This window comes from Halorussus limi, assembly GCF_023238205.1.
GTDB classification, from domain to species: domain Archaea; phylum Halobacteriota; class Halobacteria; order Halobacteriales; family Haladaptataceae; genus Halorussus; species Halorussus limi.
On record NZ_CP096659.1, the window covers coordinates 785898 to 801910 of the forward strand.

At 68.5% G+C, this 16013-nt stretch carries 18 protein-coding genes; 4 read left to right on the forward strand and 14 right to left on the reverse strand.

What is annotated here, in order from left to right; genetic code table 11:
• Positions 1-27: 27 nt before the first annotated feature.
• From glmS to M0R89_RS04120, 6 genes are all read right to left on the reverse strand, one after another.
• Entirely contained in the window at positions 28-1818 is a 1791-nt protein-coding gene (gene glmS / locus M0R89_RS04095) for a glutamine--fructose-6-phosphate transaminase (isomerizing) (protein WP_248651297.1), read from the reverse strand.
• Complete coding sequence (locus M0R89_RS04100) at positions 1818-2003, reverse strand: hypothetical protein (RefSeq protein WP_248651298.1); 186 nt, start codon at positions 2001-2003, stop codon at positions 1818-1820. The genes glmS and M0R89_RS04100 overlap by 1 nt, the downstream gene beginning before the upstream one ends.
• Positions 2004-3206: a sugar phosphate nucleotidyltransferase gene (locus M0R89_RS04105; protein WP_248651299.1), complete on the reverse strand. Its 1203-nt coding sequence runs from the start codon at positions 3204-3206 to the stop codon at positions 2004-2006.
• A gap of 102 nt (positions 3207-3308) precedes the next feature.
• Complete coding sequence (locus tag M0R89_RS04110) at positions 3309-4130, reverse strand: undecaprenyl-diphosphate phosphatase (protein WP_248651300.1); 822 nt, start codon at positions 4128-4130, stop codon at positions 3309-3311.
• Between the two features lie 125 nt (positions 4131-4255).
• Positions 4256-4531: a winged helix-turn-helix domain-containing protein gene (locus M0R89_RS04115; protein WP_248651301.1), complete on the reverse strand. Its 276-nt coding sequence runs from the start codon at positions 4529-4531 to the stop codon at positions 4256-4258.
• A 287-nt stretch (positions 4532-4818) separates the two neighbouring features.
• Positions 4819-5208 carry a DUF7383 domain-containing protein gene (locus M0R89_RS04120; RefSeq protein WP_248651302.1) on the reverse strand — a complete coding sequence of 130 codons (390 nt, stop codon included), beginning with the start codon at positions 5206-5208 and terminating at the stop codon, positions 4819-4821.
• Positions 5209-5352: 144 nt separating this feature from the next.
• Here M0R89_RS04120 and M0R89_RS04125 point away from each other — a divergent pair, with 144 nt between their 5' ends.
• Both M0R89_RS04125 and M0R89_RS04130 read left to right on the forward strand, forming a co-directional pair.
• Entirely contained in the window at positions 5353-6678 is a 1326-nt protein-coding gene (locus tag M0R89_RS04125; protein ID WP_248651303.1) for a tRNA pseudouridine(54/55) synthase Pus10, read from the forward strand.
• Between the two features lie 150 nt (positions 6679-6828).
• Entirely contained in the window at positions 6829-7578 is a 750-nt protein-coding gene (locus tag M0R89_RS04130) for a DUF2270 domain-containing protein (RefSeq protein WP_248651304.1), read from the forward strand.
• A 25-nt stretch (positions 7579-7603) separates the two neighbouring features.
• Here M0R89_RS04130 and M0R89_RS04135 read toward each other — a convergent pair whose 3' ends face one another.
• From M0R89_RS04135 to M0R89_RS04145, 3 genes are all read right to left on the reverse strand, one after another.
• Entirely contained in the window at positions 7604-7897 is a 294-nt protein-coding gene (locus M0R89_RS04135) for a HalOD1 output domain-containing protein (RefSeq protein WP_248651305.1), read from the reverse strand.
• Positions 7898-8035: 138 nt separating this feature from the next.
• Entirely contained in the window at positions 8036-9478 is a 1443-nt protein-coding gene (locus M0R89_RS04140) for an MATE family efflux transporter (protein WP_248651306.1), read from the reverse strand.
• A 215-nt stretch (positions 9479-9693) separates the two neighbouring features.
• Positions 9694-10401, reverse strand: a complete 708-nt coding sequence (locus M0R89_RS04145; protein WP_248651307.1) for an ERCC4 domain-containing protein — start codon at positions 10399-10401, stop codon at positions 9694-9696.
• Positions 10402-10606: 205 nt separating this feature from the next.
• Here M0R89_RS04145 and rnhB point away from each other — a divergent pair, with 205 nt between their 5' ends.
• Positions 10607-11257 (forward strand): ribonuclease HII, encoded by a 651-nt coding sequence (gene rnhB / locus M0R89_RS04150; protein ID WP_248652313.1) that lies wholly within the window; start codon positions 10607-10609, stop codon positions 11255-11257.
• On the opposite strand, the gene M0R89_RS04155 is transcribed toward rnhB, so the two are convergent.
• The 3 genes from M0R89_RS04155 to secF all read right to left on the reverse strand — a co-directional run bounded on the left by M0R89_RS04155 (position 11254) and on the right by secF (position 14156).
• Complete coding sequence (locus tag M0R89_RS04155) at positions 11254-11523, reverse strand: hypothetical protein (protein ID WP_248651308.1); 270 nt, start codon at positions 11521-11523, stop codon at positions 11254-11256. The genes rnhB and M0R89_RS04155 overlap by 4 nt on opposite strands.
• 165 nt (positions 11524-11688) lie before the next feature.
• On the reverse strand, positions 11689-13278 hold the full coding sequence (locus M0R89_RS04160; RefSeq protein ID WP_248652314.1) for a preprotein translocase subunit SecD: 1590 nt from the start codon (positions 13276-13278) through the stop codon (positions 11689-11691).
• Complete coding sequence (gene secF / locus M0R89_RS04165) at positions 13275-14156, reverse strand: protein translocase subunit SecF (RefSeq protein ID WP_248651309.1); 882 nt, start codon at positions 14154-14156, stop codon at positions 13275-13277. Before secF ends, M0R89_RS04160 begins: the two co-directional genes overlap by 4 nt.
• 111 nt (positions 14157-14267) lie before the next feature.
• On the opposite strand from secF, the gene M0R89_RS04170 reads away from it, so the two are divergent.
• Positions 14268-14636 carry a DUF7968 family protein gene (locus M0R89_RS04170; protein WP_248651310.1) on the forward strand — a complete coding sequence of 123 codons (369 nt, stop codon included), beginning with the start codon at positions 14268-14270 and terminating at the stop codon, positions 14634-14636.
• A gap of 11 nt (positions 14637-14647) precedes the next feature.
• Here M0R89_RS04170 and M0R89_RS04175 read toward each other — a convergent pair whose 3' ends face one another.
• On the reverse strand, positions 14648-15127 hold the full coding sequence (locus M0R89_RS04175; RefSeq protein ID WP_248651311.1) for a DUF5812 family protein: 480 nt from the start codon (positions 15125-15127) through the stop codon (positions 14648-14650).
• 95 nt (positions 15128-15222) lie between these two features.
• Positions 15223-15741 (reverse strand): DUF8056 family protein, encoded by a 519-nt coding sequence (locus M0R89_RS04180; protein WP_248651312.1) that lies wholly within the window; start codon positions 15739-15741, stop codon positions 15223-15225.
• Between the last annotated feature and the right edge of the window lie 272 nt (positions 15742-16013).

Consider the following 16013-nt stretch of genomic DNA (forward strand, 5'->3'; position numbering starts at 1 on the left):
CCCCAAATCGAGAACAGCGAAAGTAGCCTACTCCACCGTCACGCTCTTCGCCAGATTCCGCGGCTTGTCGATACTACGCCCCAGTTGCTTCGCCACGTAGTACGCTACCAACTGCAACTGTACGTTCGCCAGCACCGGCGCGACCCGCGGGTGCGTCTCGGGAATCTCCAGCACAGCATCGGCGTACCGCGCCACGTCCGATGCCCCATCGGTCACTGCCACCACCGGAGCGTCTCGCGCTTCCACTTCCTTCACGTTCCCGACCGTCTTCGTCGCCTGCGTCCCGTTTCCGGTCGCGATGGCGAACACCGGCGTCTCCTCGGTGACCAGCGCCAACGGGCCGTGCTTCAACTCGCCTGACGGGAACCCCTCGGCGTGTTTGTAGCTAATCTCCTTCAGCTTCAGCGCGCCCTCCAGCGCGACTGAGTGATGGTAGCCGCGACCGATGAAGAAGTAGCCCTCGCTGTCGACGAACCGGTCGGCGACCCGCTCGGCCCGCGAGGAGTCCAGAATCTCCTGTACCTGTCCCGGCAGGTCCCGAAGCGCCTCCACGACTTCGCGCGAACCACCGCGCTCGGTCAGCGCGGCCGCCAACAGGTTGCACGCCACGACCTGCGAGGAGAAGGTCTTGGTCGCCGCGACGCCGATTTCGGGCCCTGCCCGAATCATCAGCGCCCGGTCGCACTCGCGGGCAGCGGTCGACCCCACGACGTTCGTCATCGCCAGCGTCTCGACGTTCCGGCGCTCGGCCTCCCGGAGCGCCGAGAGGGTGTCCGCGGTCTCGCCGCTCTGGGTGATTCCGACGACCAGCGTGTCGTCGTCGACCGGCGCGGGCGCGGTGGCGTACTCGCTGGCGAGGAAGGCTTGGGCGTGAACCCCCGCCTCGCGGAGCGCCTGCGCGCCGTAGAGCGCGGCGTGGTACGAGGTGCCGCAGGCGACGAACTGGACCGACGACGGACTCAGGCCCTCCAGCGCCTCGACGCTGACCGACCCCGCGAGTTCGTCCACGCGCCCCCGGAGGCACTTCCGGAGCGCGCGGGGTTGCTCGTGAATCTCCTTGAGCATGTAGTGGTCGTAGCCGCTCTTGGCGGTCTCCTCGGCGTCCCACTCGACGCGCGAGACCGACTTCTCCAGCAGGTGGCCCTCGGCGTCCGAGACGGTCCACGACCCGGATTCGAGGCGGGCGAACTCGCCGTCCTCCAAGTAGACCACGCGGTCGGTGTAATCGAGGAAGGCGGGCACGTCGCTGGCGAGGTAGGCCGCGTCGTCGCCGACGCCGACGACCAGCGGCGAGTCGTGGCGCGTGGCGAGGACGGCCTCCGAGTCGGCCGAGACGGCGGCCAGCGCGTAACTGCCCTCCAGTCGGGCGACCGCCGCGCGGAACGCCTCCTCGAAGGTCGCGCCCTCGGCGAGTCGCTCTTCGACGAGGTGCGGAACCACCTCGCTGTCGGTGTCGCTGTCGAACTCGTGGCCTCGCTCCCGGAGTTCCGCACGGAGGTCGGCGTAGTTCTCGACGATGCCGTTGTGGACCACCGCGACGTCGCCTTCGCAGTCGGTGTGTGGGTGGGCGTTCTCGTCGCTCGGCGGCCCGTGAGTACTCCAGCGCGTGTGCCCGATGCCGACCGGCCCGTCGAGGTCGGCGGTGACGGCCTGCTGGAGGCGCTGAATCTCGCCCTCGCGCTTGCAGACCGAGAGGTCGCCGTTCGAGAGCGCGACCCCCGCCGAGTCGTAGCCCCGGTATTCGAGACCTTCGAGGCCGGTGAGGAGAACGTCGAGGGTCTCGTCGCTCCGACCCGCGCAGGCGATGATGCCGCACATCAGGCGGTCACCTCGTTCGCCACCCCGTCTCCGTCGGCGGTCGCCTCGTCGACCACCCCGTCTTCGGCGGTCGCCTCGTCGACCACCCCGTCTTCGGCGGTCGCCTCGTCGACCACCCCGTCTTCGGCGGTCGCCTCGGTCCCCTCAGCGACCACCCAGTTTACGTCAGCAGATGTCACGGTCACTCACCGGTACACGTCGGCGTGTTCGCTTATATTTTCGGAAACGGTCACGCCGGTCCGGAGGTGGGCGTTCGGTCCGACCAGCGTGCCGGGCGCGAAACTCACGTCGCCCTCGGCGCGCACGCGGTCGGCCAGCACCGCGCCGAGTCGCTGGTCCTCGAAGACCGTGTCGCCGACCCGCACGTCGCCCGGGCCGCCAGACACGGTGGCGTCCGCCCCCAGCGCGACGCCCTGCCCGGTCACGCAGTCGATGAGGGTGGCGTTCGGCCCGACCCGCGTGTCGGTGTCCAGCACCGACCGAGTGACCACCGCGTTCGCGCCGACGGTGGCGTTCCGACCGAGCGCGGTGTACGGACCGACGACCGCGCCGGGACGGACCTCGGTGTCGGGGCCGACGACGACCGGGGCCTGCAGGGTGGCGTCGTCGTGGACCGTCGCGCTGTCGGCGACCCAGACCGAGTCCTCGCGCTCGGGTTCGGTGACGCGGCCGGCGAGCAGGAGGTCCTGTGACACGTCGAGCAGGTCCCACGGGTAGGTCGCGTCCTCCCAGAGTTCCTCGGTGACGACGCCGCGGACGACCCCGTTCTCGTCGATGAGGTCGACCAGCGTGTCGGTCAGCGCGAGTTCCCCCTGCACGCGCGGGGTCTCTTCGATGGCGTCGAAGATGGCGGGACCGAAGGCGTACACGCCGGCGTTGAGCAGGCGGTAGTCGTCGGTCTCGGGTTTCTCGACCAACTCGACCACCCGGTCGCCGTCCATCACGACCGCGCCGTAGTGAGAGACGTCGGCCTGTTCGGTGACCGCGAGCGTGGCGTTGCCGTCGTCGGCCTCGAAGGCGTCGAGCACGTCCGCGACCATCTGGCGCTCGATGACTTGGTCGCCGTTGACCACGAGGAACCCGTCCTCGCCCTCGACGGCCTCGCGGGCCTGCACGAGCGCGTGGCCGCTCCCCAACTGCTTGTCCTGCGCGACGTAGTTGACGGGTACGTTCCGGTAGGTCGGCCCGAAGTGGTCCTGCACCCGGTCGCGCTTGTAGCCGACGACGACGTGGAGTCGCTCGATTCCGGCCCCGATGAGCGCGTCGAAGACGTGTTCGAGAATCGGCCTGTCGGCGGCCGGGAGCATCGGCTTCGGACGGTTGCGGGTCAGCGGTCGCAGGCGGGTTCCCTCCCCCGCGGCCAGCACGACGGCGGCGCGAACTGTCATAGGTAGAGCATCGGTCAGCGGGCGTATCAATTTTCGGCCTGTCGCGGTCGGCGTTCGGCCGAGCGGAGTTCGGTCTCGGAGAGTCGGTGCGAAGCCGGCGGGTCAGATAGCCAGCGCCGCGCCGCCGAGCATCGCCAGCGCGCCGAGGCCGACGCAGACGCTCCAGAAGGGCACGCGCTCGACGACTCGCATCAGCGCGTCGATGGTCAGGTAGCCGACGACCGCGGCGGTTCCCAGCGCGAGGGCCGCCTCGACGGGCGTGACCGACGGAACCCCGGTGTCGAGCAGGACGAGGACGCCCGCCCCGAGCGCGGCCGGAATCGACAGCAGGAACGAGAGGCGGAACGACGAGGGGCCGTCGTGGCCGCGGAACAGCAGGGCCGAGGCCGTGGTGCCCGACCGGGAGACGCCCGGCAGGATGGCGAGTCCCTGCAGCGCGCCGACCAGCACGGCGTCGAGGAGGTCGGGAGACGCTCGCCCGCCGAACTCGAAGCCGTCGGCAACCCGCTGGAGGACGCCCGTCGCCACGAGCAGGACGCCGACCAGCGCGACGAACGCGCCGCCGGTCAGCGCGGAGACGACCGTCTCCAGCGTGAGGTAGGCCGCGATGCCGACGACGCCGGAGGCCAGCGTGGCGACGGCGAGGAACGAGAGGGTCGCGGTCTCTCCGCCGTCGGAGAAGGCGCTCCCCGGCCGCCAGCGGGGGAGCGCGCCCAGCACGTCGGCCAACTCCTCGCGGTAGTAGACCGTCGCCGAGAGCGCGGTCCCGGCGTGGAGGAACAGCGAAAACTGGACCGCCGCCTCGGGCGAGGACCCGAGCGCGGTCAGGAAGACGGTGATGTTGCCCTCGCTCGAAATCGGCAACCACTCGAAGACGCCCTGCAACGCTCCCGCGACGACGGCTATCAGCGCGGACCGGTTCATACTCGGTGGGCGAACGTCGGAGGTAAAAACTGCTCGGAAGTCGGTCGGGCGGAGACGGGGCCGACGGAGTTTCGGGTCCATTCTGTCGGAGCCATCGCCGCACCGAAGACTGCGTCCGGGAGTCGCTAGTCGTCTTCCAGACTGCCGGCGTCGAACTCGCCGTCGAGGTACTGCTCGCCGAGGTCGGTGATGCTGTAGGTGCCGCCGCCGACGTTCTCCAGCAGGCCGTGGTCGTCGAGCGCGCGACAGCGCATCCCGAGGTGGTTGGTCGAGTAGTCGAGGTCGTCGCCGATTTCGGCCAGTCGGTCGCGGACGGCCGACGGCGGGTAGTTGCCGTGTTCGCGCAGGAATTCGAGGATTCGCTCGTCTGCTTGGGTGAGCCAGTCGGCGTGTTTGCGCATTGTGAGACCGATTTTCGGCGGCACGACATATATATCTACCCGTTTGAGCAATGTCGAGATTGTTGTACTGTGCGGAGAGGCGGGTTTACTGAACGTGAAGGTTGGTCTACCGCCGACGGAGTCGCCGTCGGGTCGATAGTCGCCGTCGCCGGTAGTCACCCGCGGCGAGAAGTCGCGTCGCTTTCGGGGCACGGACGGAGAGCGCCGCTGAAAAGGCGAAGAAACGGAGACGGCTATCGGCGGGCGTGGGCGACGACGACCGCATCGGGGACCGACGGTTCGCCGCGCTACTCGACGGGTTCGCGCCAGTGAACCGTGACGTTGTTCACCGCGAAACTGTCGTCGGCGTCGTCGTCGCGGACGAATTGGAGACTGTTCGCGCCCTCGACCAGTTCGACTTCGGTGACGGCGTCCTCCCAGTACTGCCACCCGTTCCCCGGCGGCACGTCGAACCCGCCGAGCGACTCGCCGTTGATTCGGAGTTCGTGGCCGTACTCGCCGACGCGGAACGCCTGCAAGCCGACGTACGGGTCGGTGGCGCGGTCGGTCGGCACCGTGAACTCGAACTCCTCGGTGGCGTCGCCGACGTACTCTGCCCACGGCACGTCGAGTACGTCCTCGTCCGGTCCCAAGTAGGCGCTCACGTTCACCAGCGCGTAGTTGGCGCGGTAGGCCATGGGCGTTCCACGACGCCGGCCCTCAAATTCGTGGGGGCGGGACCGGACGCGTCGGGAGGCGGACCGCGACGACGCCCGAGTTCGACGCCGTCTTTCCCGCGCGAATGAGAAACCGGTAAACCGCCGCGTCGCCACCCTCCTACCATGACCATCCTCGAAGACGCCCGCCGCGTCGCCGAGAACGGCCCCGTCTGCGACTCGTGTCTGGGCCGGTGTTTCGCCGACCGGAGTTTCGGGCTGACCAACGCCGAGCGCGGCCGCTCGCTCCGGGTCGCGGCCGCTATCGAAGACGACGAACCCTTCGAACCCGCCGACGCCGAGGCGTGTTGGGTCTGCGAGGGCGAGAGCCAGCGATTCGACGAGTACGCCGAGCAGGTCGCCGGGTCGCTCGACGGGTGGCAGTTCGACACCTATCAGGTCGGGACGCGCACCCCGCCGCTCCTCGAAGAGAACGAGGCCCTGCTCCGGGAGTCGGCAGACCTGCCCGAGGACGCGGGCGAGTCGTTCAAGTCGGAGTTCAACCGCGAGGTCGGCAAGCGCGTCGGCCGGTTGACCGGCGCGGAGGTCGATTTCGGGCGGCCCGACGTGCTGGCCCTGCTCAACGTGGACCCCGAGCGCGAGGACATCTCGGACCACGCGGTGGAGGTCCAGATAAACTCGGCGTTCGTCTACGGCCGCTACCGGAAGCTGGAACGCGACATCCCCCAGACCGAGTGGCCCTGCCGGGAGTGCGGCGGCACGGGCAAGCAACTCGCCGAGGGCGGCGGCGAGGAACCCTGCGACCACTGCGGCGGGTCGGGCTACCTCTACGACGAGAGCGTCGAACAGTTGACCACGCCGCCGGTCTTGGAGGCGATGGACGGCGGCGAGGCGCTGTTCCACGGCGCGGGCCGCGAGGACGTGGACGCGCTGATGCTCGATACGGGCCGACCGTTCGTCATCGAGGTCAAGCGACCCCGGCGCCGCGACGTGGACACCGACGCGCTGGAGGACGAAATCAACGAGTACGCCGACGGCAAGGCCGAAGTCACCGACCTCGCGCTGGCGACTCACGACATGGTCGAGCGCGTGAAGGAACTCGACGCGAGCAAGACCTACCGCATGGACGTGGCGTTCGAGGGCGACGTGACCGCGCAGGCCCTCGAAGAGGCAATCGAGGAGCTTCGAGGCACCACGGTCGAGCAGGACACCCCTCAGCGGGTGGACCACCGCCGAGCGAGCATCACCCGGACCCGGACCGTCTACGACGTCGACGGTCACCTCGAAGACGAGCGCCACGCCGAACTGGAGGTCCACGGCGAGGGCGGTCTCTACGTCAAGGAACTGGTCTCGGGCGACGAGGGCCGGACGACGCCGAGTCTCGCGGGCCTGCTGGGCGTCGAAGCGGAGGTCACGGCGCTCGACGTGCTGGCCGTGGAGGGCGAGGACGAAGCGTTCGACGACCCCGACTACCTGAAAGAATCGGTGTAGACTCTCGGAGACGGACCGACGCAGGCCGTCGCGAGCGGTCGGCATCGGCTTTGCACAGCGGCGTCGCGCAGAGCCTTCGTAACGGAGCCGGCGAACCCCGTCCCTCGCAACGCCACAAACCGTAGGTCGCGGAGCGTCGTACTCCGGGACATGGGGGGTTCCGGAGACGCGGCCGCGGACGGTCGCGACGAGGCGACGGTGAGCGACCCGAGCGACGACTCGGAGGGACCGGACGAGAGCATCGGCGAGGCGTTCGCGGAGGACCCGTCGGACGCCATCTCGCTGCTGGGGCACTTCTATCGGGGGCAGATGGATCGCGTGACGGCGTGGCGAGGCCGCCTCGACCAGACGTCCTACTGGGCGGTCACCATCATCGCCGCCCTGCTGACGTGGGTGTTCTCCAGCGCGAACAACCCTCACTACCTCCTGCTCATCGGGATGGGTGCGCTGGTGGTCTTCCTCGCGGTCGAGACCCGGCGCTACCGGGCCTACGACGTGTGGCGCGAGCGCGTCCGCCTGCTGGAACAGGACCTGTTCGCGGAACTGTTCGACCCGGACAGGGATATCTCGCATCCCGACTGGCGGCGGCGTATCAGCGAGGACCTCCGGAACCCGGCGGTGAAGACACCGCTTTTCACGGCGTTCTCGCGGCGACTCCGCCGAATCTACTACCCGCTGTCGCTCGTGCTGTTGGCGGCGTGGGTCGCCCGAGTCACGGTGTTCCAACCGAAGCAGTCGTGGCGAGCGACCGCGAGCGTCCTCAGCGTTCCGGGGACTGCGGTCGTCGCGGGAGTCGCCGTCTTCTACCTCGCGGCGACGGCCGCCGTGGTCTACGGACTCGTCCGGCGGAGCGGCGGCGAGTTCCACGAACGCGAGTCCACCGACCCGTGGCGGGAGTGAGTTCGCGGTCCCGGTCCCGGGCCGGTCACTCGGCGGCGGGCGACACCGCGATGCGACCGTCGGCCCGGACGCGAACCGCGTACTGCTCGACCGTGACCGTGAACTCCCACTCGTCGTCGGCGTTCGCTCGGAAGAGGTCGTCGAGCGCCTCCACGTCGACGCTGTCGTAGAGTCGAACGTCGAGTTCCGGCGGGGCGACGCCCTCGACCGCGGCGAGTGCGGTGTAGATGGACCGGCTTATCGGCTCCGAACTGTCGGGGTCGTGTCGGGTCCGGTAGAGCGTCGCGTCGGTCTCGGCGGAGGGGGTTGCGATTGCCATACTTCTCGTGAGTCCTCCAAGCGTATCAATTACCGGCAGACGGCCGTCAGACGCACGGATTACGCCGTCCGCGGCGAAAGAGGGCCGCCCCGCTCTCGGGGCGAACGCGGCTTTTTCGCGCCGGTCGGTGCAGGTCGGTCAGTCGTCGGCCGACGCGCCCGGCCGGAACTCCCGACTGATGGCCTTCCACTTGCCGGTCGAGAACCGGTGGTAGTTGACGAGTGCCGGGACGGTCGTCTCGGCGACGAACGAGAGGTAGAGACCCGTAAGTCCGAGCGAGGTGGCGGCCCCGAGGTACGCGACCGGGATGGCGACGCCGAACATCCCGACGACCTGACTGTAGAAGGTCCAGCGCGTGTCGCCGCTGGCGTCGAGCGGTCCGGCGGTCGCGGACTTGACGCCCTGCGCGACCGCGGCGACGCAGGCGGCGTAGACCAGTTCGACCGCGACGGGAATCGTCGCGTCGCCGCTCTCGCCGACGAACAGGCCGACGATGGGTTCGGCGAACAGGCCCACGAGGACCGCCGCGACGACGTAGGTGGCGACCGAGAACGCGATGATGTCGTAGGCGTACGCCTCGGCCCCGCGCTCGTCGCCCTCGCCGAGTTCCTGCCCGACGAGGCTGCTGGCCGCGAGTCCGAAGCCCCATCCGGGCGTGTTCATCAGGCCCCAGATGCGCCGCGCGATGACGTACGCGGCCACGACGCTCGGGCCGAACAGGCCGACGATGGCCAGCATCGGGAACTTGGCGACGGTCCAGACACCATTGCGACCCACGACCGGAAGTCCGATGCGGACCAAGTCAGCGATGGTCTCGCGGTCGTAGTAGGTGCCCGCCGGGTTCACCCGCACCGGGAGGTCGCCGATACCGGGGAGTCGTCCGGCGACGAGTCCCGCGGCGAAGGTGCCCGTGACGAGGACGTTCGACAGCACGGTGCCGACCGCGGCCCCGGTGACGCCGAGACCGAGACCGAAGATTAGGACGCCGCTCAGGACGATGTTGGCTATCGCGCCGCCGCCCCGGACTATCATCGGCGTCCACGAGTCGTCCGCGCCGATGTAGATGCGACTGCCCACGAGATTGAGACCCGCGAAGGGGACGCCGACCGCGAGGATTCGGAGGTAGGTCGCGCCGAGTTCGATGGTCCGCGGGTCGTCGGTCATGACCGCGACGAGTCGAGTGGGAAACAGCCAGAATGCGGCCGCGACCGGGAGCGAGACGGCGAGGACGACGAGCGCGCTGCCCCGGACCGCGAGCGCGAGTTCGTCGTCGGCCCCCGCGCCGAACCGCTGGGAGACCAACGCGATGGTCCCGCCCGCCAGACCGCCGCCGAGCGAGAACGCGACGCCCCAGTAGGGACTCGCGAACCCGATGCCGGCGATGGCTACGGGTCCGACCGCTGACCCGACCATCGCCACGTCCACGGCGTTCTTCGACATGCGCGCGAGACCGGTGACGATGCGGGGCCACGCGAGGTCGGTCGTCCGGCGAACGCGCTCGGGCGAGACGAGTCCGGCGCGAGCGAGCACCCGGCCGACCGCGAGGACGAGCAGTCGAACGGGATTCGGGAAGCGTACCACGTCGGTTGGTATGTTTCGAATCGAAATTAAAATGTTTTCTATGTTCGCAGCCGTCGCAGGCCGACGGCCCGGAAGCGCGGGAGGCCCGGGAGACGGCGGTCCTCGCGGTAGCGGTGCTATGTCGGGCGTAACTCCTCGGTTCAAGCCCGGAGCACCCTCCCTCCGGACTCTCCGACCGCCACTCGACTCGGCAGATTCAGCGAACCGGACTCCGGTTAATCGCGCTCTCCGCGCAGCGTCTCGAAAATCGCCTCGGCGCGCTTCCGGCCGACGCCCTCGACTTCGCGTAAATCGGCGGGCGTCGCCGCCACCGCCGCCTCGACCGACGGGAACTCCTCGTAGAGCGCGTCGGCGGTCTGCGGGCCGACGCCCTCGATACACCCGAACAGTCGCTTGGTCCGCGGGGTGGCGTACCCCGTCACGCTACCGGCGGGAAGCGGTCGCAGAGAGGGGTCCTCGCGGTGCTTGCGGAGCAGGCGAATCGCCACGTCCACCAAACGCTGTCGGTCCGAGCAGGGGATGACCGGCGTGTCGTGGCGCGCGGCGAACGAGGCCATCGTGCCGTGGACCGCCGCGGCGTCGAGGCCGGGTCTGCGCGACCCCACGTCCGCGAGGTCACCCTCCAGCAGGACGTAGGCGTGGTCGTACGCGTCGGCCATCTTGACGACCTGCTCGCGGAGGTCGGTGCCGGAGGCTCCGATGGCGGAGTTCGCGTAGTCCGAGACGGTCTTGCGCTCGATGCCGACCGTCCCGAGGACCGACCCGCCTTCGGAGGCCGCGTCTTCGGGTGCGTTTTCGTCGATTATCGCGATATCCGCCGCGGGGAGGCGTCGCACTTCGACCGCGGTCACGTCGTCGTGGGCCTCGACCGCTCGGCGGACTCCCTCGGGTTCTCTGTCGTCTACGGCGACCGAGAGCGTCATTCGACGGTGGTAGGGGTTCGGGGCGTATCAGCGTCTCGGCTGTCGGAACTCCGGAACGAAATCCGCGGGTCGAAATCGGGCGCAGAGCGGACGAGCGACCGGCGCGTCCTGCGCGCCGACCATCGTAAGAGCCAACTGCTCGCGCGCGGACTTCGACAGCGTGTTCGGAGTAGACGAGGCCGGAAAGGGGCCGGTGCTGGGTTCGATGTTCGCCGCCGCGGTCCGGGTCGCCGACCCGGCCGACCTCCCCGCCGGCATCGACGACTCGAAGAACGTCGCGCCCGAGCGCCGCGAGGAAATCGCGGCCGAACTCCGCGCGGACGAGAGCGTCGCGGTCGGGGTCGCCGAGATTCCGGTCGAACGCATCGACGGCGAGGAGGACATGAACACGCTGACCGTGGCGGCCCACGCGGAGGCGGTCGCAAACGTCCTCGAAGCGGACGGCGCGGAGGGCGTCGCCCGCGACGGTGGCGGGCACCCAGAGGGCGTCGCGGACGCCGGCGACACCAGCGAGGAGCGATTCGCCCGGCGGGTCGCCGACCGCGTGCCCGAGGACGTGAGCGTGACCGCGGAACACGGTGCCGACGAGACGTACGCCGCGGTCGGCGCGGCCAGCATCGTGGCGAAGGTCGAACGCGACGCTCACGTCGCGGCGCTCGCCGAGGCGTACGCCGAGGAGTACGGCCCGCCGCTCGACGAGTTGGGGTCGGGCTATCCGAGCGACCCGACCACCCGCGAGTTTCTGGAAGCGTTCGTGGCCGAGCGAGGCGAGTTACCCGACTGCGCGCGCCGGAGTTGGTCTACCTGCGAGGACGTGCTGGCCGCGGCCGAGCAGTCGGGACTCGGCGACTTCTAAGCGGCGTCGATGTCGTCGGGCCACCACTTCGAGAGGAGCATCCGGACCCCCTGTCCGACGAGTGCGATGCCGAGGACGACGAACGCGGTTGTCACGACGTTCAACTCCGGGGTGTTGAAACCGAGTGCGACGAGACCGAACCCCGCGTAGATGCCGACGAGGGCGACGACCGTCCAGAAGAGTCGTCCGACCAGTCGAGAGAGTTCCGCTCGGACCGCACGACGAACGACGCGCTCTAACTGCTCGTCGGAGATGTCGGAGGGCATGGTCGGGAGTTGTTCGGCGTCGTACGAGAAGATTCGCGTCTACTCCTCCGGACACGACCCCGGTACCGGTTTCTCACTGGGAAGTTTTCGCCGCGGAGCGTCGCGGGGAGTATCGGGAAGGAAGCGAATCCGTCGAAGGAGGCGACGAGCGAAAATCGAGGTCGCTTACTTGTCGGTCAGCAGACTCCGCAGGATGTCACCGTAGGCCGGACGCGTCACCAGCACCCCGATGAGGACGCCGAGGATGGTGATGATGGCGAAGCCCTGCAGGTCGCCGAGCGAGAGGACCGCCAGCGGACTCATCGCGATGATGGTCGTCGCGGCGGCCGCGCCGATGACCCAGAACGCCTTCCGGAACCGACTCTGGAAGACGCGCGAGGACGACACGTCGCCCTCGGACATCACCTCGTCGGCGATGATGATGAGGTCGTCCACCCCGGTCCCGATGACCGCGATGAACCCGGCGATGTGCGAGAGGTCCAGCGGCAGTCCGACCGCCGCGGCGAACCCGAGGAGGATGACGACCTCCGAGAGCGCCGTCACCAGCATCGGCGCGGCGACCTTCGGGTCACCGTAGCGGAGGAAGACGACGGCGCTGACCGCACCGACCGCGACGAGACCGGTGATGAGCGAGTAGAGTTTGAACTCCTCGGCCAGACTCGGCGCGAGGAAGTACGACGTGCCCTGCTCCATGTTCAGCGAGGCCGGGAGCGAACCCGCGTTGAGGTGAATCTGGAGTTCGCGGGCCTCGGACATGTTGGCCGTGCCCATCACGAAACTCGGGTTCTGCGTGAACTTGCCCTGCCGGAACGTCTGGGCGAGGTCCGGACTCATGTTCGCCGCGTAGACGACTTCGCCGTCCACGACGGTGTAGAGGCAGTAACCGGGACTCTCGGGGTTCGCCCGGTAGTTACAGGCCCGGACTCCCTCGTTCGTGAAGCCGAACTTCCGCATCGCGTTCGAGAAGTTCTCTGCGGCTTGGTCGTTCAGGACCACGGGAACGTTCGGGCCGATGCCCTGAGTCTCTTGGGCGGTCCCGATGCTGCTGAAATCGCCCTGTGAGAGCAGGGGCGTCGTGCGCGTCACGGTCCCGTTGTCGGTCTGGACCGGGTACGCGGCGACGACCTGCACCTGCCCGCGCTGGGTCACGAGTTCTTCGAGTTGGCTCCGGTTGGTGTTGGGCATCTCGATGACGACGAAGTGCTCGTTGCTCGCGGTCGTCACCTGCTGGACTTGCCCGCCGGAGAGACCCGCCTCCGAAATCTTGTCCCGGAGGATGCGCACCACCGTACTGCGCGTCTCGGCGGTGACGCCCTGCCGGACGCTCTCGTAGTCGTAACCGGCCTTCTGGAGCGCCTGTTCGAACTCGTTGGTCGTGACGTTACCGGCGAAGACCTCGACGGTCGTGGTCTCGTTGGCGGCCTGCGCGAACCGGACGGTCACGTCGGCCGCAGTCACGCCCGAGAGGTTGCCGGCGACCCGTCTCTGAACGGTCGGGGCGTCGGTGCTCTGCGGCACGTCGACGCCTTCAGCGGTCACTCCGTCGACTGGTGCGCGGATGCGGGTGCCGCCCGAGAGTTCGAGACCGAACTTGAGGTTGGTCGGGCCGTCGCCCTGGGTCTCGTTGACGAGCGCGCCGCTCTGGCCACCTCCGCCGCCGTCGCTGCCGACGCCGGGCGAGAAGAGCGCGAACGTGCTGACGACGAGGAACACCGCGAGCAGGATGACCCGCCAGTTGTCGCGGATATCCATTATCGGGCCACCCCCTCGTACTTGTACCAGCGAAGCAGGCTGAGGTTGAGCATGTAGGTGTTCATCAGGTCGGTCGCGAGGCCGAGGACGAGCACGATGCCGATGTCACGCAGGAGGTCGATGCCGAATATCCACGCGACGAGCGCCATGACGGCCATCGCCGACAGCGAGGTGACGGTCATCGTCACGCCGGTCCGCATCGCGCGGTGGGTCGACTCGTAGAAGTCGCCCGACCGGCGCAGGATGTGGTTGTTCAGCAGGATGTCGGAGTCGACCGAGTACCCGATGAGCATCAGCAGCGCCGCGACCGTACCCAGCGACAGCGGGATGCCGAGCAGGTTCATCAGCGCGAGCGGAATCACGATGTCGCTGAACGCGGAGATGACCACCGCGATGGAGGGGACGAACGACCGGAACATCAGGAACACGAGGATGCTCATGCCGACGAACGCGAGACCGACGCCCATCAGCGCGAGTCGCTGGGTCGATTCGCCGAAGCTGGCGGAGGTCCCCTGCACGGACTTCACCATGTCCGCGGTCGATTGACCTTGGACCGGTTGTAAGTTGTTGCGCGCCTGGTCCGCGATGTCTTCGGCTCCGGGCGGGAACGTCACGATATAGGTGTTGTCGGCGGTCCGGACGGGCGTGACGGACGCTTCCGTCGCGAACGCCGAGGAGATTTCGGAGGGCGGTGTCGAAGTCTGGACACGTAGCTCCGTGCCACCAGTGAACTCCATTCCGAGTCGTACCGGTGCGCCGGTGAAGACGTACCACCCGACGATAACCAGCAGTGCGACGGCGAGAATCGCGAGAGGTATCGCCGCCAACTGCCGATTGGTGTACTGGGTGTAGTCCACCTCCGGCACTTCGAACGCTACCATATGGGTGTGGAATGTGAGACGGCCGTGAATAAGTGTTCTTATCCAGTTTCACTAACTCGATGCCGTCCCGTGGGAAGAAGGCTCAAACCCGTCGGGCGCGTAGTCGGACGTATGGGGAGCAACACCGACGAAGTAGACGACCTGAGCGAGCGACACGAGAATCTCTCGCCCGCGGACCGCGTCGTCGTCTCGTACCCGGAGGACCTGAGCGACTGGGGACGGTTTCAGGTCGAGAAGGACGCCTTCGTGGCGTACCTCCGGAAGACGAAGACCGACCGGGTCCGGCAGGGAGACGTGTGGGAGGAGTTCGTCGGCGTCGGGTGCTGTGGCAGTACGCTGGACGTGCCGCTCCGGGTCGAAGACATCCAGGGCGGCGAGACGTTCGGACCGGAGACCGAAGTCGAGTGGTCGGTCAGGGAGGCCTGCGGAATCGAGGGCGGGTGGCAGGTCCAGAGTCAGGGCGGACCGAACGAGGTGTAGGCCGACGCCCGCTAGGGCATGTATCGGACGCTGACGACGCCGTCCTCTGCCCGGACCTCGACGCGGGAGACGCCGAGTCGGGCCGCCCGCGAGAGCGTCCCCTCGTCGTCCAGCACGTCGGTGACGGCGTCCTCGGTGTCCTCGGGCGGCACCGTGAGGACGTGAATCTCGCCGTCGCCGGCGCGCTCGGTGCGCGTGATTTCGCCCACGTCCTGTTCGTCCGCGATGTCGCGTTCGTGGACGGTCGGGGGTTCGTCGCTCCGCTCGGTCGAGAGGCCCCGGCGTTCGTCGACCTCCACGACCGACCACGTGAGGTTCATCGGCGGGTCGGGCGCGACCGTCGCTTCGACGGCGTCGGTCTCCTCCACGCCGGGGTTCGAGGAGAGGGTGTGAACCTGCCCGTCGTGTACGTCCTTCAGCACGGCCGAGTCGCCCTCGGCGTGGGTGACGAGAAACGTGCTGGTCTTCTCTTCGGGGTCGGCGTCGCTCATGATTCGAAGTACGGAACCGCGGCTTTTCCCGGTTGCGTTTGCGGTATCGGAACCCGGTAGTCGGCGAGGGTCCTCGCACAGGACCCCGACAGGTCCTATCGCGCGAACCGATGCACGAGGAGGATGAGCGCCGCCGCGACCAGCGGCGGTGCGACCGCGTACGCGGCGGGGAGCGAGTAGAGGAACTCCACCGCGGGCGCGAGGAGCGCGGGCGGCGTCTCGCGCTGGGCCGGCGGCGCCGAGACCAGCAGCGAGGCGTACAGCGACCCGATGAAGAGGTAGCCAGCGAGCGCGAGCGACAGGTCGCCGCGGGCGCTCGCGGTTCCGCGGGCGTGGCGCCGCCCGGCCGAGAGGACGGGCGCGACCAGTGTGACGAGCAGGAGGACGCCGACGACGATGAGGAACGCCCGCGAGAACGTCGCGAGTTCCGACCCGCCCGCGGTCTCGAACACCCAGACCGGGAACGCGAGCAGGAGCAGGACCGCCAGCAACGCGCCGAGGAGCGCGCTGACGAGGACGTACGTCTTGAGGAGTCGCGACTCGGTGCGGGCGAAGGCTCTGCGGAACGCCCCGACGACGAGGCTTCGGGACCCGTCGGCAGTCGAATCCGGCATCGTCCGGACCTTAGCAAGGACCGCCAATAAGCCGTGCGATGCCGACAGCGGCCGACGAACGCCGAGCGCCGTCGGTCCCCTCGCTCCGACAGGGGAACGAAGTATATTTCTTTAGCAATTGAAGATAATGTTATAAGATGGGTAGAGATATCCGAAGCGGCCGTTAAGACGGGACTATCGACACGGTTCTTACAGAAAGGCTGGGGACTGCTGGCCGCGGCGACCGGTGATGAGTCGCGGCGTCGGGACCGCGTCAGTCGTTGGCGCTGTTC

What these genes read in the sequence shown, in the direction of transcription:
- glmS (WP_248651297.1), bottom strand. Translation starts at nt 1,818, where the DNA reads ATGTGCGGCATCATCGCCTGCGCGGGTCGGAGCGACGAGACCCTCGAC.
- M0R89_RS04105 (WP_248651299.1), bottom strand. Translation starts at nt 3,206, where the DNA reads ATGACAGTTCGCGCCGCCGTCGTGCTGGCCGCGGGGGAGGGAACCCGC.
- M0R89_RS04110 (WP_248651300.1), bottom strand. Translation starts at nt 4,130, where the DNA reads ATGAACCGGTCCGCGCTGATAGCCGTCGTCGCGGGAGCGTTGCAGGGC.
- M0R89_RS04115 (WP_248651301.1), bottom strand. Translation starts at nt 4,531, where the DNA reads ATGCGCAAACACGCCGACTGGCTCACCCAAGCAGACGAGCGAATCCTC.
- M0R89_RS04120 (WP_248651302.1), bottom strand. Translation starts at nt 5,208, where the DNA reads ATGGCCTACCGCGCCAACTACGCGCTGGTGAACGTGAGCGCCTACTTG.
- M0R89_RS04125 (WP_248651303.1), top strand. Translation starts at nt 5,353, where the DNA reads ATGACCATCCTCGAAGACGCCCGCCGCGTCGCCGAGAACGGCCCCGTC.
- M0R89_RS04130 (WP_248651304.1), top strand. Translation starts at nt 6,829, where the DNA reads ATGGGGGGTTCCGGAGACGCGGCCGCGGACGGTCGCGACGAGGCGACG.
- M0R89_RS04135 (WP_248651305.1), bottom strand. Translation starts at nt 7,897, where the DNA reads ATGGCAATCGCAACCCCCTCCGCCGAGACCGACGCGACGCTCTACCGG.
- M0R89_RS04145 (WP_248651307.1), bottom strand. Translation starts at nt 10,401, where the DNA reads ATGACGCTCTCGGTCGCCGTAGACGACAGAGAACCCGAGGGAGTCCGC.
- rnhB (WP_248652313.1), top strand. Translation starts at nt 10,607, where the DNA reads ATGTTCGCCGCCGCGGTCCGGGTCGCCGACCCGGCCGACCTCCCCGCC.
- M0R89_RS04155 (WP_248651308.1), bottom strand. Translation starts at nt 11,523, where the DNA reads ATGCCCTCCGACATCTCCGACGAGCAGTTAGAGCGCGTCGTTCGTCGT.
- secF (WP_248651309.1), bottom strand. Translation starts at nt 14,156, where the DNA reads ATGGTAGCGTTCGAAGTGCCGGAGGTGGACTACACCCAGTACACCAAT.
- M0R89_RS04170 (WP_248651310.1), top strand. Translation starts at nt 14,268, where the DNA reads ATGGGGAGCAACACCGACGAAGTAGACGACCTGAGCGAGCGACACGAG.
- M0R89_RS04175 (WP_248651311.1), bottom strand. Translation starts at nt 15,127, where the DNA reads ATGAGCGACGCCGACCCCGAAGAGAAGACCAGCACGTTTCTCGTCACC.
- M0R89_RS04180 (WP_248651312.1), bottom strand. Translation starts at nt 15,741, where the DNA reads ATGCCGGATTCGACTGCCGACGGGTCCCGAAGCCTCGTCGTCGGGGCG.